The organism is Akkermansia sp. UNK.MGS-1 (assembly GCF_000980515.1).
In the GTDB taxonomy this organism is placed as follows: Bacteria; Verrucomicrobiota; Verrucomicrobiia; order Verrucomicrobiales; family Akkermansiaceae; genus Akkermansia; species Akkermansia muciniphila.
The window spans coordinates 129,375-141,988 of sequence record NZ_LBCB01000014.1; the positions used below are offsets into that span (position 1 = coordinate 129,375).

The 12,614-nt window shown below is 56.4% G+C and carries 15 protein-coding genes; 7 read left to right on the forward strand and 8 right to left on the reverse strand.

The window, feature by feature from the left end; all coding sequences use genetic code 11:
* Nucleotides 1-6: 6 nt before the first annotated feature.
* Nucleotides 7-729, reverse strand: coding sequence for an EpsI family protein (locus tag WW58_RS09190; protein ID WP_022197529.1), 723 nt, complete (start codon nt 727-729; stop codon nt 7-9).
* A 14-nt stretch (nt 730-743) separates the two neighbouring features.
* Nucleotides 744-1,694 (reverse strand): exosortase/archaeosortase family protein, encoded by a 951-nt coding sequence (locus tag WW58_RS09195; RefSeq protein ID WP_046437069.1) that lies wholly within the window; start codon nt 1,692-1,694, stop codon nt 744-746.
* An 82-nt stretch (nt 1,695-1,776) separates the two neighbouring features.
* On the opposite strand from WW58_RS09195, the gene WW58_RS09200 reads away from it, so the two are divergent.
* The 3 genes from WW58_RS09200 to WW58_RS09210 all read left to right on the forward strand — a co-directional run bounded on the left by WW58_RS09200 (nt 1,777) and on the right by WW58_RS09210 (nt 4,813).
* Complete coding sequence (locus WW58_RS09200) at nt 1,777-2,706, forward strand: ribose-phosphate diphosphokinase (RefSeq protein ID WP_012420508.1); 930 nt, start codon at nt 1,777-1,779, stop codon at nt 2,704-2,706.
* Nucleotides 2,707-2,839: 133 nt separating this feature from the next.
* Nucleotides 2,840-3,445: a 50S ribosomal protein L25 gene (locus WW58_RS09205; RefSeq protein ID WP_012420509.1), complete on the forward strand. Its 606-nt coding sequence runs from the start codon at nt 2,840-2,842 to the stop codon at nt 3,443-3,445.
* 141 nt (nt 3,446-3,586) lie between these two features.
* On the forward strand, nt 3,587-4,813 hold the full coding sequence (locus tag WW58_RS09210; protein ID WP_046437071.1) for a hypothetical protein: 1,227 nt from the start codon (nt 3,587-3,589) through the stop codon (nt 4,811-4,813).
* Between the two features lie 97 nt (nt 4,814-4,910).
* Here the strand turns inward: WW58_RS09210 and WW58_RS09215 are convergent, their stop codons facing one another.
* Nucleotides 4,911-5,099, reverse strand: coding sequence for a hypothetical protein (locus WW58_RS09215; RefSeq protein ID WP_031931029.1), 189 nt, complete (start codon nt 5,097-5,099; stop codon nt 4,911-4,913).
* On the opposite strand from WW58_RS09215, the gene hisB reads away from it, so the two are divergent.
* Together hisB and hisH are read left to right on the forward strand one after the other, a co-directional pair.
* Nucleotides 5,098-5,688: an imidazoleglycerol-phosphate dehydratase HisB gene (gene hisB, locus WW58_RS09220; RefSeq protein ID WP_012420511.1), complete on the forward strand. Its 591-nt coding sequence runs from the start codon at nt 5,098-5,100 to the stop codon at nt 5,686-5,688. The two genes, WW58_RS09215 and hisB, sit on opposite strands and share 2 nt — an antisense overlap.
* 5 nt (nt 5,689-5,693) lie before the next feature.
* The gene (hisH, locus tag WW58_RS09225; RefSeq protein WP_046437073.1) at nt 5,694-6,302 is read left to right on the forward strand and encodes an imidazole glycerol phosphate synthase subunit HisH; all 609 of its coding nucleotides are present in this window, start codon (nt 5,694-5,696) and stop codon (nt 6,300-6,302) included.
* Nucleotides 6,303-6,715: 413 nt separating this feature from the next.
* Here the strand turns inward: hisH and rpsF are convergent, their stop codons facing one another.
* The 4 genes from rpsF to WW58_RS09245 form a co-directional block, all read right to left on the reverse strand.
* Nucleotides 6,716-7,000: a 30S ribosomal protein S6 gene (gene rpsF, locus WW58_RS09230; protein WP_012420513.1), complete on the reverse strand. Its 285-nt coding sequence runs from the start codon at nt 6,998-7,000 to the stop codon at nt 6,716-6,718.
* A gap of 434 nt (nt 7,001-7,434) precedes the next feature.
* Complete coding sequence (gene pdxA, locus WW58_RS09235) at nt 7,435-8,304, reverse strand: 4-hydroxythreonine-4-phosphate dehydrogenase PdxA (RefSeq protein ID WP_022197523.1); 870 nt, start codon at nt 8,302-8,304, stop codon at nt 7,435-7,437.
* A 19-nt stretch (nt 8,305-8,323) separates the two neighbouring features.
* Nucleotides 8,324-8,584, reverse strand: a complete 261-nt coding sequence (locus WW58_RS09240; RefSeq protein ID WP_046437075.1) for a hypothetical protein — start codon at nt 8,582-8,584, stop codon at nt 8,324-8,326.
* Between the two features lie 160 nt (nt 8,585-8,744).
* On the reverse strand, nt 8,745-9,155 hold the full coding sequence (locus tag WW58_RS09245) for a hypothetical protein (protein WP_046437077.1): 411 nt from the start codon (nt 9,153-9,155) through the stop codon (nt 8,745-8,747).
* A 173-nt stretch (nt 9,156-9,328) separates the two neighbouring features.
* Here WW58_RS09245 and WW58_RS09250 point away from each other — a divergent pair, with 173 nt between their 5' ends.
* Together WW58_RS09250 and WW58_RS09255 are read left to right on the forward strand one after the other, a co-directional pair.
* Entirely contained in the window at nt 9,329-10,300 is a 972-nt protein-coding gene (locus tag WW58_RS09250; protein WP_102733555.1) for a D-alanyl-D-alanine carboxypeptidase family protein, read from the forward strand.
* A 44-nt stretch (nt 10,301-10,344) separates the two neighbouring features.
* Nucleotides 10,345-11,424, forward strand: coding sequence for a 6-phosphofructokinase (locus WW58_RS09255; RefSeq protein WP_012420518.1), 1,080 nt, complete (start codon nt 10,345-10,347; stop codon nt 11,422-11,424).
* Between the two features lie 74 nt (nt 11,425-11,498).
* Here the strand turns inward: WW58_RS09255 and WW58_RS13420 are convergent.
* On the reverse strand, nt 11,499-12,614 hold a 1,116-nt coding region (locus WW58_RS13420), incomplete at its 5' end, for a DUF805 domain-containing protein (RefSeq protein WP_288143437.1).

The window sequence follows — 12,614 nt, forward strand, 5'->3', positions numbered from 1 at the left end:
GCCGTGCTACCGGTTCAGTTCATCCCACTTCACCAGTTGGGAAAGAAGTTGGCTGATAAGGCGTTCCGTCTGTTCCCTGGCTTTCTCTTCCGGCACTCTGATCTTGTCCCCGTACGTGGTGGAAATCTGGAAATAGCACCAGCGTTGGTCCATGCCGTGCAGAACCCTGTCTTTCATATCCATCAGGGTGCGGATCAGGTGGTCTTCCGTCATGTGGCGGTGGCCGATAAATACGTAATAATGCATGTTGTCCAGAATGACTGGCTGCGGATGGTCCGGAGCGATGTTCTGCTGGGATTTCAGCTTGGTCATCCTGATGGTTCCGCGGCCTTTCACGGGAACATCCACCGTGGTTCCCGTCAGGTTAAAATGGCCCTGGGCCGGGAGGCAGCGTTCCGGGCGGTGGATGGAGTTGTTTAAATCATGACCGGATTTAACGATGGAAACGCGGCATAGAACGGGTACGGTTTCCGTCGCATCCAGGCTGATGGGGAGTTCCTGCACGTAATCCGCTTTGGAAAATTCCGTATCCGGGGCCAGGATGCCCCGTTCCTGCTCGGATTCCTGCCGGCGCGTGCCGTGCCAGCCGGACGGATTCATGCCTGTGGGGAGATCCATGCTGATGGAGGAGTCCTGCACTTCCCCCCTGCGCGGCATCAGGTAAGTGCCGCCGAGCATGACGGCCAGTAGAAAAGGGATGATGAGAATTTTGAGCGTTTTAATATTCATGGCGGCGGAAACGCTTAATGGGACTTGTTCATTTTAACAACCAGCTTCTTGCGCTGTGACGGCTTCCAGATGAGCTCCCCGGCCAGCAGGGAGTGGACGGCTGCCAGGCCGAAAAGGCTGATGGGGAAAAAAAACAGCAGGCCGGACCAGTCATGCCAGGTTTTTGACGCAAACTCGGGATTTCCGTATTCCGCCATCACCACGATGCTGGTGATGCGGACACCGTTGCCGATGACGGCCAGGGGAATCGCGCTGAGGAAGAGCACGCATTTTTTCCAGAATTTCAAGTCGGACAGGTAGGCCCAGGCCGCGGACAGCATGAGCAGTGCCATCAGGGAACGCATGCCGCTGCACCCTCCTGCAATATTGAAGGCATCCCAGTGTCCGCCGGTAGAGCGGATATTGGTGCCCTGCAGATAGGTGTCCACCCCGAAGATGGTTGCCCCCCAATGCCCCAGCTCCGTCGCAATGATTTGAAGCCCCACCGTAGCCTGCTGGAAGGAGGGCAGGGGGATGCACAGCCAGAAAAAGAGCAGCGGGAAGGCGCACAGCCTGCCGGTCTGCGGTCCGGCCAGGTACCAGGCCCCGCCCAATAAAATCAGGGGAAGAGCGCCTACGGCCACGCGAGGCTGCCCCACGCGGAAGGAAAGCATCAGAAGCATGATCGCCGGGATGAAAAGAATCAGGCCGCGCCAGTCCATGCGTCTGGGTGCCTGGGCAATTTTCTTTCTGGCATGGTATAGCATGAAGACGATGATGGGCACCACCAGCCAGCCGTGTTCATAATCCGTTTGCTTGTTCCAGGAGGAAATGAGCCACTGGATGCTGTTTTCGTTTCCGAATGAACCGAATTCCGGGAATGCCAGATAGTTCAGCGCCAGCAGCAGCGTGCTCACGGCCAAGGCGGCGATCATGGGGGCGGTCAGAAATCTCTCTTTGCCGTCAGGAGCGGGGGAATCCATCATGGAGAAAAATCAAATTGTGAGAATTAAGTATTGCGATTATGCGGACCTGTGTTCAGAATGCGTCCGCTTTTCAGTTTCCGGTATGAAGATTATTAGCGGTACAGCACACAGAGAACTTGCGGAGCGCATTGCGCAAAGCGTAGGCATTCAGTTGACGAACGTCACGGTGAATACTTTCCCCGATGGGGAAAGTTTTGTAAAGATAAATGAAAACATCCGGGGCAAGGATGTTTTCCTCATTCAGCCCACCTGCCCCCCCACTAACCATAATATCATGGAATTGTGCGTGATGGTGGACGCCGCCCGCCGCGCCAGTGCCGGACGCATCACGGCTGTTGTTCCTTTCTTCGGGTATGCCCGCCAGGACCGCAAGGATCAGCCCCGCGTTCCCATTACCGCCAAGCTGGTGGCCAATCTGCTGACGGCCGCCGGAGTGGACCGCGTGCTGACTATGGATCTCCATGCCGCCCAGATCCAGGGATTCTTTGATATTCCGGTGGATCACCTGTACGCCGCCCCCGTTTTAATCCGTCACCTGCGCGAACATTATGTTAAAGACCTCAAGAAACTGGTCGTCGTCTCCCCGGACGTGGGCGGCGTGAAAATGGCTCGCGCGTATTCCGACGCTCTGGGTGCGGAATTGGCCATTGTTGCCAAGCACCGCGTCAACGCCACCCATGTGGAAGCCATGAATGTCATTGGTGACGTGGAAGGGCGCGATGCCGTTCTGATTGACGACATGACGGAGACCGCCGGCACCCTGTGCGCTGCCGCCAATATCCTGAAGGAACGGGGAGCTCAGCGCGTGTTCGCCTGCGTTTCTCACGGCGTGCTTGGGGACATGGCCCGCGAACGGATTTCCGGTTCCTGCATTGAACGCGTTCTTACCTCCGACACCGTTCCCATGGCCTATGGCCCCAAAGTGGACTGTGTCAGCGTGGGAGACCTGCTGGGCCATGCCGTGCAGCGCATACATGACGGAGAATCCGTATCATCATTATTTGACATTTAGACAATTTTAGTGCAGAGTCCTGCGCCCTGACCTGAGTACCGGTTTACGCGGGTTCGGAAATCCCGGCGGGGCCTCTGCCTGAACCCGATTAGGAAACATCATCAATCAACACTCAATATTGCCTCTATAAAACATGGCTACATCCCATTCCCTCAAGGCCGAAACGAGAGCCTGCGGCTCCGGTAATCTGAAGCAACTCCGCAGCCAGGGCCTGGTTCCCGGCGTGGTTTACGGTCCCGGTTTTGACAACGTCAATATCCAGGTTGACGCCCGTGAATTTGCCCGCATGCTGGCTTCCGCCGTTTCCGAACACATCCTCGTGGCCCTGGATATCAACGGCAAGATCGTGAAGGTTCTCCTTAAGGAAGTGCAGCACAACCCCATCACCAACGCCTGCCTGCATGTGGATTTTCAGGCTGTGACCGATACCACGGTCATCCATTCCATTGTTCCCGTCATTCTGGAAGGCGATTCCGCCGGCGTGGCCCTGGGCGGCGTTCTGGACCAGACCATTCACGAACTGGCGATTATCTGCCAGGTGAAGGATCTGCCGGAAGCCATTACCGCTGACATTTCCGGTTTGAAACTGGGTGAAAGCCTGCGCATTACCGATCTCAAACTCCCCTCCGGCGTAACCACGGAACTGGCCGGGGATGTGATTGTGGCTATTGTGGAAGCTCCCCGTGTTTCCGGCGAGGAAGCGGCTCCGGCTGCTGAAGAAGCTGTTGCCGAGAAATAAGTTTGATACGCCTGTTTCTTCTTTTACCGGGTCCGGAGCCGTTTTTGCGGCTCCGGGCTTTTTTTTGTCGCCAACAGGGCATCTTTTGGTAAAGTGCAGGATACGTATTTGCCTGATCAATCTGGAAAAAGCCTTAGATTTATGAACAAGTCCCTCATATTGGTGTTGACCGCATTCGTTCCGCTTGCAGCTGCAGATGAAGTAAAACTCAAGGATGGAACCGTTTACAAAAATTGCACGGTAGAAGTGGAAACGCCGGAAAGCGTCAGCCTCCTGGTTCCCGTGTCCGGAGGTATCAAGGATTCCGTAACCGTGAAGAGGGATTTGATTGAATCCATCAGGAAGGCAACTCCTGATGAACTGGAGGCTGCCCGAATCGGCAAAATGTATGCCAAACCGGAAACTATGAATGCCGGGGATTTGGAAAAAGCCTTGGCGGACCTGGACAAGACCATTAAGAAAAATCCCCAGGGCCTTGCTCATGACGCCGCCGTCAAGGCAAGAGCCAGAGTAGTGGTTTTGCTGGAGGAAAAGAAATTGACGGAGGAAGCCCGGGCCGCCCAGAATGCCAGGGAGGAGGCAGAAGTGACCGTGCGCACCAAATACGACCATGAGGCCAATAAGCTGCTGAAGCGTTTCAAGGCGCTTGCCGTGCGCAATCCATACCAGGCCATGGCCGTGTATGACCGCTTGCGCGACGGTTATCCCGGTTCCGCCGCCCTGGCGGATGCCTATCCGGATGCCGCCAGAATCGCCGGACAGCTCAACCGTAAGCTGGAGGTCATGATCGCCGCCAAGGAAAAGTCCTTGGAGAAGGAACGTGAAGCCCTGAGAAAGGAGGAAGAGAAGCGCCGGGGAAATCCCAAACTGACCAAGGAACAGCGCCAGGTGTTGATGGATGCTTTCCAGAAAAGGCAGACTGCCATCCGGGAACGTGAAAACCAGCTCACGGAAGTGTACCGGGCTTTGCGCAAGAAGGTCAAGGAACGCGGGGACCGGTGGTTTGAACCTACGGCAGGTTCTTTGGAAGCCATGAGAGACCTTAAGCTGGTAGCCGCTACGGATGCGGAACGCTTAAAAAAACAGGACCCGGAAAACGGAGCCGGTTCCGCTGCGCTGGAAAAGGCCTGGGATCTGTGTGACGAGAAAAAATTTGACGAGGCTATGGAGGTTCTGACGGAACTCCGGACCGCCCAGGTTCCCAGGGAATACTATGAGGAACTGACGGAAACGGTGCGCGTGGGGTTGCGGGAACAGCGCGCCCGTGAACGCGCCGAACGTGCGGAAGCGGCGCGCAAAGCCCGTGAAGACCGGGATAAGAAACGCCAGGAGGAAAGAGAGGCGGCCGCCAAGGCCAAAAAGAAATAATTCTGCCGTTTTCCGGAGAAAACGCTCCGGAGGAATATGGCGGAAATGGCGTTTACGGACGGGATGGATTAAGTATGTGTTGATTCCATCCTGCCCGTCAGGCTTTCCGGCCGTTGATTTCGCGCAATTCGTTGTCAGAGATTCCTGAGGTTTTTCTGTCGGAGCGGGGCCGGAGGCGTGTTCCTTTGACGGTCTGCATGTTTTTGCGGGGAGAAGAGGGCAAATCTTTCCCCATGCGATATTTCCTGCTTTCTTCCGCCGCGTCTTCAGTATAGAAGTGTTGCATGAGGAACGCTTCTTGCAAACGGGTCACGGGTGAAACGGACATCAGCATGGAACTGAACCTGGACGGCACGGGATGCGCCGCCGTCGCAACGGGGCATGCGTTTTTTGACCATATGCTGGATTTACTGGCCCGCCATTCCCTGATGGACCTGACCCTTCAGGCCCGCGGAGACCTGGAAGTAGACGCCCACCACACGGTGGAGGATGTGGGAATCGTTCTGGGGGAATGCATTAAAAATGCACTGGGGGACAAAAAGGGCATTGTTCGCTACGGCTGTTCCTACCTGCCCATGGATGAAACTCTTACGCGCGTGGTGATGGATTTGAGCAACCGTCCGTATGTAGCTTTCCGTATTCCGGAAGGCGGCTTGCCGGATGCCCCCAACTTTCCGCTGACCCTTTGCGAGGAATTCTGCCGTGCGCTGGCCAATAACCTGCGTTGCAACCTGCATGTGGAAGTGCTTTACGGCAGGGATGGCCACCACATTGCGGAATCTGTCTTCAAGGGCATCGCCCACGCGTTGCGGCAGGCTGCGGCGATTGACCCCCGGGCCGCCGGGACGCTGCCTTCAACCAAGGGAATGCTGTAAAATACATGAAACTTGGCGTGATTGATTACGGTGCGGGCAATCTCCGCAGTGTGCTGAACACCTTTGAGGCCGCCGGCGTGACCGGTCATCTGGTGCGTACTCCGGAAGATGCGGCGGGCGTAACCCATTTGGTTCTTCCCGGCGTGGGCGCCTTCGGCGACTGTGCGGAAAAGCTGCGCCGCCAGAATCTGGTGCCCCTGGTCCGGGCATGGATAGAGCAGGACAGGCCTTTTCTGGGCATCTGCGTGGGCTATCAGGTTCTTTTTGAAAGCGGGGAAGAAAGCGGGCAGGTTCCCGGACTGGGCATCCTCAAGGGGCGCGTGGTTCGGTTTTCAGAATCGGAACTCAAGGTGCCTCACATGGGGTGGAACAGCGTGGCTCTCACTGATCCCGCCGATCCCATCTGGAAAGGCATGGGGAAGGAACCGTACTTTTATTTCGTGCATTCCTATTATCCCCAGCCGGAGGATGAATCCCTGATTGCCGCTTTCTGCACCTACGGCGTGCGTTTTGCTGCCGCTGTCAGGCGCGGCAATCTGGTCGCCACCCAGTTCCACCCGGAAAAAAGCCAGAAACTGGGCGTGAAACTGCTGAAAAACTTTATTTCCCTGTGAGCCGGAAATTGCCGGCTCGCAGACTGACGGCTCTTTCTTCTGACAGCAGAAGGGCAGGAGGAATGATGAATCAAATGAAGCGTGATTCTCGAAAAGCAGCCTTATTAAAAAGACGCCGGGATTAATTCATTTAAGTTATTAGGACGGCGTTCCCCCGTAGAGCTCCATGAATCAGTTTTTCCCCTGTATGGGGAAAGGAAAGTGGTCGGGACATGCGGAGCGGCCAATTGGCCTCTTATCGCCGGTTCCTGATCAATATTGCTTTAGAGGCGGGGGAATATTGGTTGAGCCGGCAGCTTTTCCTCCAGAGGGGAAGGGAGGGTAGTACATAAGAAAAAAGAACCGCCCCTTCACGGGAGCAGTTCTTTTTGGTGAAAAGCAAGGAGCGGAAACTTCGTCCGCATGGGCCTGATTTAGCCGAGCACCTTGTAATACTGAAGGTGAATCTGGGGATTCAGGCGAAGGCGTTCGCGGATGGGCCTGATGGCGGAAGGTTCCGCAGAGAACGTGTAGGTCACATACTGCCCGGCGGAAAGGTGGTTGGATTCGTAGGCGAATTCGCGGCGGCCGGCGTTTTCCGTGGCGGTGATGTCGGCGCCTTCTTCCTTCATCGCGGCGGCTACGGTGCTGATCAACTCTTCAACGGGAGTTTCCGTACCCTTCATGTTGAATACGATAAGAGCTTCGTAATTTCTCATGGTCTTGTGATAATTAGAAATGTGTCGTGCGAACGGTGCGCACCTTGCGGGCAAGTAAGGTGCAATGATTGCCTTCAGAAAGCAAGCCTATTTTTTACCTTGTTTCCGGGAACATGCCGTTTCCTGCGTTTTACTCTCCCCACGGCGCGGAAGAATTGTTCTGCATGGCGTTTCCTGCCGGCGGCCTTTGCTGTAGGAGAGACGATTCCGGCGTTCGCTTGGCGGGTGCCGTACGGAAAAGAGTGGACGCCGCAACTTAGGATATGAGCTTTTCCCGGGTAAAGGATTCCTTTTCCTGCAAAAAAAGGGAGGAACTGGCGGGAGGCAGATCCGCTGGAGCGGTTGCTGCCACGGGCTGAAGGGCTTTGTTCCCCTCCGGAACAGCTTTGTCTTGCGCAGGGTATGGCGGGAAGAGCTCCGAAAGAAGAAAAACGTTAACGCGTCTGCGCCATCTGTACGGCCAGCTGGAAAGCGTGGATGGTGCTGGATGGATTGGCCTTTCCGGTTCCCGCCAGGTTGAAGGCGGTACCATGGTCCGGACTCAGCCGGGGGCGGGGAAGGCCCAGGGTGACGTTGACGGCGGTATGGAAGTCCACCAGCTTCAGCGGAATCAGCCCCTGGTCATGGTAAGGGGCCAGCACGGCGTCATAATTCCCTTCCACGGCATCCCGGTACACGCAGTCCGGGACGGAAGGCCCGTCAAATGCGGCATCCGGATGGATCGCCCTCAGCCGTTCCACGGCCGGGGCAATGATGCTCCCGTCCTCATCGCCGAAAGCGCCGTGTTCCCCGGCGTGGGGGTTCAGGGCTGCCAGGGCGATACGCGGGCGCATGATTCCCTTGCGGATGCAGAAGTCTTTCAGCAGGGTTCCAATGCGGACCAGTTCCTCCGTTTCCAGCAGGGAAGGCACGCTTTGGAGGGAGGTGTGGATGGTTGCCAGCCCCACTGTTAACCGTTTCCCGGTCAGGCACATGGCGTAATTGTCCGTTTCCAGGCGTTCTGCAAAGAATTCCGTCTGCCCCGGCCAGCGGAAACCTGCCTCATGCAGGGTTTCCTTGCAGACGGGGGCGGTGACGACAGCGTCAACCGTTCCTTCCCGCAGGGCATGGGCCGCCTGTTCCAGATGGTCGAAGGCGTGTTTGGCGGATTCCGCGTTAGGCCTGCCCAGGGGAAGCTCCACTCTCTTGCCGATGAGGCGGTATTCCGCGTCTTCCGGGAGTTCTCCGGAGGCAAGCGCGGCGAAAATGACTTCAGGGCCTATGCCCGACTGGTCGCCCAGCGTGTATCCAATGACCGGTTTCATAGTGCGGCAACAGGAGGGATTATAATTCCGCGGGTTCCGGCATTCCGGCAGCGGAAGCGGGAATTTCTTCCGCGGGGGAAACTGGAGTTTTTTCCCCCGGAACAGCCTGCAGGGCTGCCGCCCGTTTTTCCATGTTGATGACCTGTATCGTTTTTTCCGGTTCGTCGGGGTTGCGGAGTTCGAATTCCAGGTGGGAGTTGGTGGACCAGTGGTAATAAATGGTGGCGCCGAGGGCTGCCAGCACCAGAATCAGGAGAATGGAACCGAAGAAGGAGCGCATGCCTCTACTGTGTGCCGGAGGAAAGGGGAATTCAAGAAATTATCAAGACCGCCTGCGTGGGCGGGCAAACGCCGTTAACTACCGTGCATCTTCATTTCCTGAAAGAGGAAGGAAGCGTAAGTAAAAAGAGGCAGCCCGGCATGAGAAGATCCGGGACAGTTCAGGACAGGATTTTCATCGCGAAGAACAGGAGCATGAGCAGGATGGCAAAGCCGATGATTCTGCCCGCCATGCTGCCGTCTTTCCCGTCCTGGATGCACATCGGGCAGTTTTCCGGGCTGTTCATGCCGCTGCATCCCATGCCGCACGCGCCGCAGGGAAAATCCGCTTCCCGCTCCTGTACTCGGTCTTGGAGAAGGAGTTCCAGCTCGTGCACGGAAGGTTCCACGCCGTAGACGACGATTTCCCCGTCAATGGCGAGTGCGGGAAGCGGCGTCCCGGTCTGTTCCGGAACGGTCTCCTCAACCTGCATCTCCGGATTGACACCCAGATGGGCCAATGCCTGGAGAGTATTGGCGCGCAGGGTGTTTCCCGGGTAGGCCCGGCTGTAAAAAAGCTGAATCCTGGTCATGGAGCTGGGTATGTCAGGAACGCTTCCGTTTGGGAAGACTCTTCTTCCAACAAATAGGACGGGCCCCCAAAGGTCAATGCGTTTTTCCGTGTCATGACATATAAGTGTTGTACGGAAAACATTTTAGACTTTTCAAATGAGGAGGGAACGGGCACTATCCCGCCGGTCCCGCCATGAAAAAGCTATCTCTATTCCTTTTGACCCTGGCCTGTGTATTCCAGTTTTCCGCCCAGGCACAGGAACGGCCCAGTTATATTGCCATTGAGGCCAATTCCGGCAAGCTTCTTTTCAGTTCCAACGCAGAAGAAAAAAGGCCCGTGGCCAGTCTTTCCCAGGTAGCCACCGCCATGGTGGCTTTGGATTGGGTGGCCCGCACGCGGTTGCCTCTGGATACTTTCATTGCCGTGCCCCAGGAAGCGTTCGGCCTCCGTGCGGGCAATCCCATGGATCTCCAGCCGGGAGACCGGCTGACGCTCCGGGACGCTTTGTATTCCACCCTGCTGGGTTCGGACAATGTTTCCGCCCTGACTGTTGCCTCCTTTGTGGGGCGTGACCTGGTGTCCCGCCGGGGCGGCGGCGCCCCCATTGCCGCTTTTGTGGCGGAAATGAACAATTTGGCCCGTTCCCTGAGGATGGCCAAAACGCACTTTACCGCTCCCCACGGGCTGGACGCCGGCAACTCCGTTTCCACTTCCTGCGCGCTGGATATGGCCTTGTTGGGCGTTTACAGCATGCAAAATCCGGCTTTTTGCTACATTGTTTCCCAGGCGAGCCGGCGCATTGAAGTGCAGTCCCAGACCAAGGGCAGGACGATGTATGATATTTCCAACAACAACAGGCTCATGAGCGCTTCCGGCGTGGACGGCATCAAGGCGGGCACATCCCGCGCCGCCGGCTCCTGCCTGCTGCTCAGCGTGACGCGCAACGCTATTTCCCGCCGGAGCCCCCAAACGGGGACGGAGGTGATTTATCCGCAGCGCATGATTATTGCGGTGCTTGGTTCTGCGAGCCGCTATTCCCTCGCCAGGGAGATGATGAACACTGGCTGGCGCGTTTGGGAAAACTGGCAGGCTTCCGGCATGGATATGAAGGACCCCAAGGAATTTGTCCAGCTTCCTGTGAAATCTGCTCCACAAAGGAGATAGGAAGTAGACGGGGAAGGATTTTTCTGCTATAAGGAACGCCGAATATGAACATCGGTGTTTTGAATAGCGGGGGTGACTCCCCCGGGTTGAATGCAGTTATTGAAGGTGTTGTGGGCGCGGCTTCCCGTCGCGGCTGGAACGTTGTGGGTTTTTACGACGGTTTTGAAGGGCTTTTGTCCGAGGAAGGGGACGAACGGTTTGAATGGCTGACCCCTGCCGCCTGCCGCGGATTGCGAGCCAAGGGGGGCACCATTCTGGGAACCGTGAATAAAGGCAACTTTGCCATCAAGGTGGGCGTGGACCAAAAGGGGGCTATCGAACCCGCAGTGCTGGAAAAAACGAAGGCCACTGTCCGCCGGCTGGGGCTGGATGCCCTGATCGTCGTGGGCGGAGACGGCTCCCAGTCCACGGCTCTTTTGCTTTCCGAGATAGGGCTCCCCGTAGTTGGCGTGCCCAAAACCATTGATAATGACCTGGGCGCAACCGATGTCACTTTTGGCTTCTACAGCGCCGTTTCCATTGTTTCCGAGTCTTTGGACCGTCTGGAAACCACCGCGAACGCGCACCAGCGCATGATGGTGGTGGAAGTGATGGGTCGGCATGCGGGATGGATTGCCTTGGAAGGCGGCATCGCAGGGAGTGCTGATGTTATTCTTCTGCCGGAAATTCCTTTTTCCCTTGAAAACGTGGTGGAATGCATCAAGGCGCGCAAGGCTGCCGGGCAGCGGGAAATCCTGGTAGTGGTATCTGAAGGGGCCCGTCTGGCGGACGAACTGGTATTGCTGGATGAAAAGACCCAGGGGGAAGTTCGCCTGGGAGGCATCGGCAAGGTGATTGCCAAGAAACTGGAAGAAGCTACTGGGATTGAAACTCGCTCCTGCGTGCTGGGCCATATCCAGCGCGGCGGTTCTCCCTGTTCCTATGACCGGATTCTGGGAACGCGGTTCGGCAGTTATGCCGTGGAACTGGTGGAAAAGCGCCAGTTCAGCTGCATGGTTGCTCTCCGTGGGACGCAGATGACTGCCGTACCCATTGAGGAAGCTGTGAAAACCTTGAAGCTGGTGGATCCCGATTGCCAGCTGGTGCGCACGGCCCGCGATTTAGGCGTATGCTTCGGGGACTGACGTTCTCCGTCTGAGTCACGGGAAATTGATTGTACCCGATAGGGTTTTGATTGCCTTTCAACCGTATCCTGGAATCAGGATACGGTCATTTTTTGCGGAAGCACGCCGTATTCATTGGGGCCTGGCGAGCTTTTAAGAAGCATCATGGACAGGAAGAGGATGGAAAGCAAATCCATCAGGCTGGACACCATTCCCAGGTAGTCCAGATAGGGGGCCATATCTTCCGGTACCAGGCGCAGCAGGAAAATCAGCAGGAAAGTGACGATGAAAATAAGAATGGGAATCAGGATGAATTTTCCGCTCAGATTGCTGTCATGCAGGCGGCGCACGGCGACCGGCAGATTGAAGAGGATATTGAGCCCCGCCACGGCTGCCAGAAGCTCCAGGGAAAGCATGCTCAGCTCTCCGGATTGGTAGAAAAAGTAAAAGGTGGGATTGAAGCAGGAGTGAGCCAGCAGGATTAGAGCGTCTTGCGGATGGGCGGCATATAACAGGATTTGGAGGGAAGGAGAGACATAAAAACCCGCCGGCTGGCTGTCAACGTCTATCATGCTGTAGCCCAGCGGAAGGAACAGGAGGACGGAAAGGAGGAAAAAGGACCAGAATTCCGTCCGGGACGCGCGGCCTGCCACCGTATTCAATTTCCGCAGGCTGATGAGCCAGTAAAGGTAAAACGGAGTCAATGGCTGTTTTTTCAGTTCTCCGGCAGGGGAATCAGCCGGTTGGGGCTCCGGACGGCGGCTGTATTTGTTGCCGTCCGCCTTGCTTTCTCCCAGTGTCAGATAAAAAAAGATCAGATGCCCCAGCCCGAAGGGAATGAAAAGGGAAAAAAGCCAGAGTCCGCTCCTGCCAGTATCATGCAGGCGTCTGAACGCGGCTGATATGCTTGGGATGAACAACACCGCCCACAAGAGGATGGTTAAAGCGTCTCCGTAGATGCTCAGTCTTGTATCAGGGATGTGCAGCCAGTCCGTCAGGATATACCCCGCCAGGGCTGGAATCAACGCCAGGAGGGGAAGAGCCATGAACCACCAGAATTCCGCACGGGAAGCGCAGCCCCGAAAGTCCGCATAATGACGAAAACCTTTTTTCCAGCAGGAGAGGGGAGAAGGGAGGGAAGATGCCTGCGTGGAGGTTGGAGGAACGGAGGAAACAGCAGGAGAAGCAGGAGAAGCAGGAGAAGCAGGAGA

Coding starts and splice junctions, on each gene's coding strand:
- WW58_RS09190 (WP_022197529.1), bottom strand. CDS start 729: ATGAATATTAAAACGCTCAAAATTCTCATCATCCCTTTTCTACTGGCC.
- WW58_RS09195 (WP_046437069.1), bottom strand. CDS start 1,694: ATGATGGATTCCCCCGCTCCTGACGGCAAAGAGAGATTTCTGACCGCC.
- WW58_RS09200 (WP_012420508.1), top strand. CDS start 1,777: ATGAAGATTATTAGCGGTACAGCACACAGAGAACTTGCGGAGCGCATT.
- WW58_RS09205 (WP_012420509.1), top strand. CDS start 2,840: ATGGCTACATCCCATTCCCTCAAGGCCGAAACGAGAGCCTGCGGCTCC.
- WW58_RS09210 (WP_046437071.1), top strand. CDS start 3,587: ATGAACAAGTCCCTCATATTGGTGTTGACCGCATTCGTTCCGCTTGCA.
- hisB (WP_012420511.1), top strand. CDS start 5,098: ATGAGGAACGCTTCTTGCAAACGGGTCACGGGTGAAACGGACATCAGC.
- WW58_RS09215 (WP_031931029.1), bottom strand. CDS start 5,099: ATGCAACACTTCTATACTGAAGACGCGGCGGAAGAAAGCAGGAAATAT.
- hisH (WP_046437073.1), top strand. CDS start 5,694: ATGAAACTTGGCGTGATTGATTACGGTGCGGGCAATCTCCGCAGTGTG.
- rpsF (WP_012420513.1), bottom strand. CDS start 7,000: ATGAGAAATTACGAAGCTCTTATCGTATTCAACATGAAGGGTACGGAA.
- pdxA (WP_022197523.1), bottom strand. CDS start 8,304: ATGAAACCGGTCATTGGATACACGCTGGGCGACCAGTCGGGCATAGGC.
- WW58_RS09240 (WP_046437075.1), bottom strand. CDS start 8,584: ATGCGCTCCTTCTTCGGTTCCATTCTCCTGATTCTGGTGCTGGCAGCC.
- WW58_RS09245 (WP_046437077.1), bottom strand. CDS start 9,155: ATGACCAGGATTCAGCTTTTTTACAGCCGGGCCTACCCGGGAAACACC.
- WW58_RS09250 (WP_102733555.1), top strand. CDS start 9,329: ATGAAAAAGCTATCTCTATTCCTTTTGACCCTGGCCTGTGTATTCCAG.
- WW58_RS09255 (WP_012420518.1), top strand. CDS start 10,345: ATGAACATCGGTGTTTTGAATAGCGGGGGTGACTCCCCCGGGTTGAAT.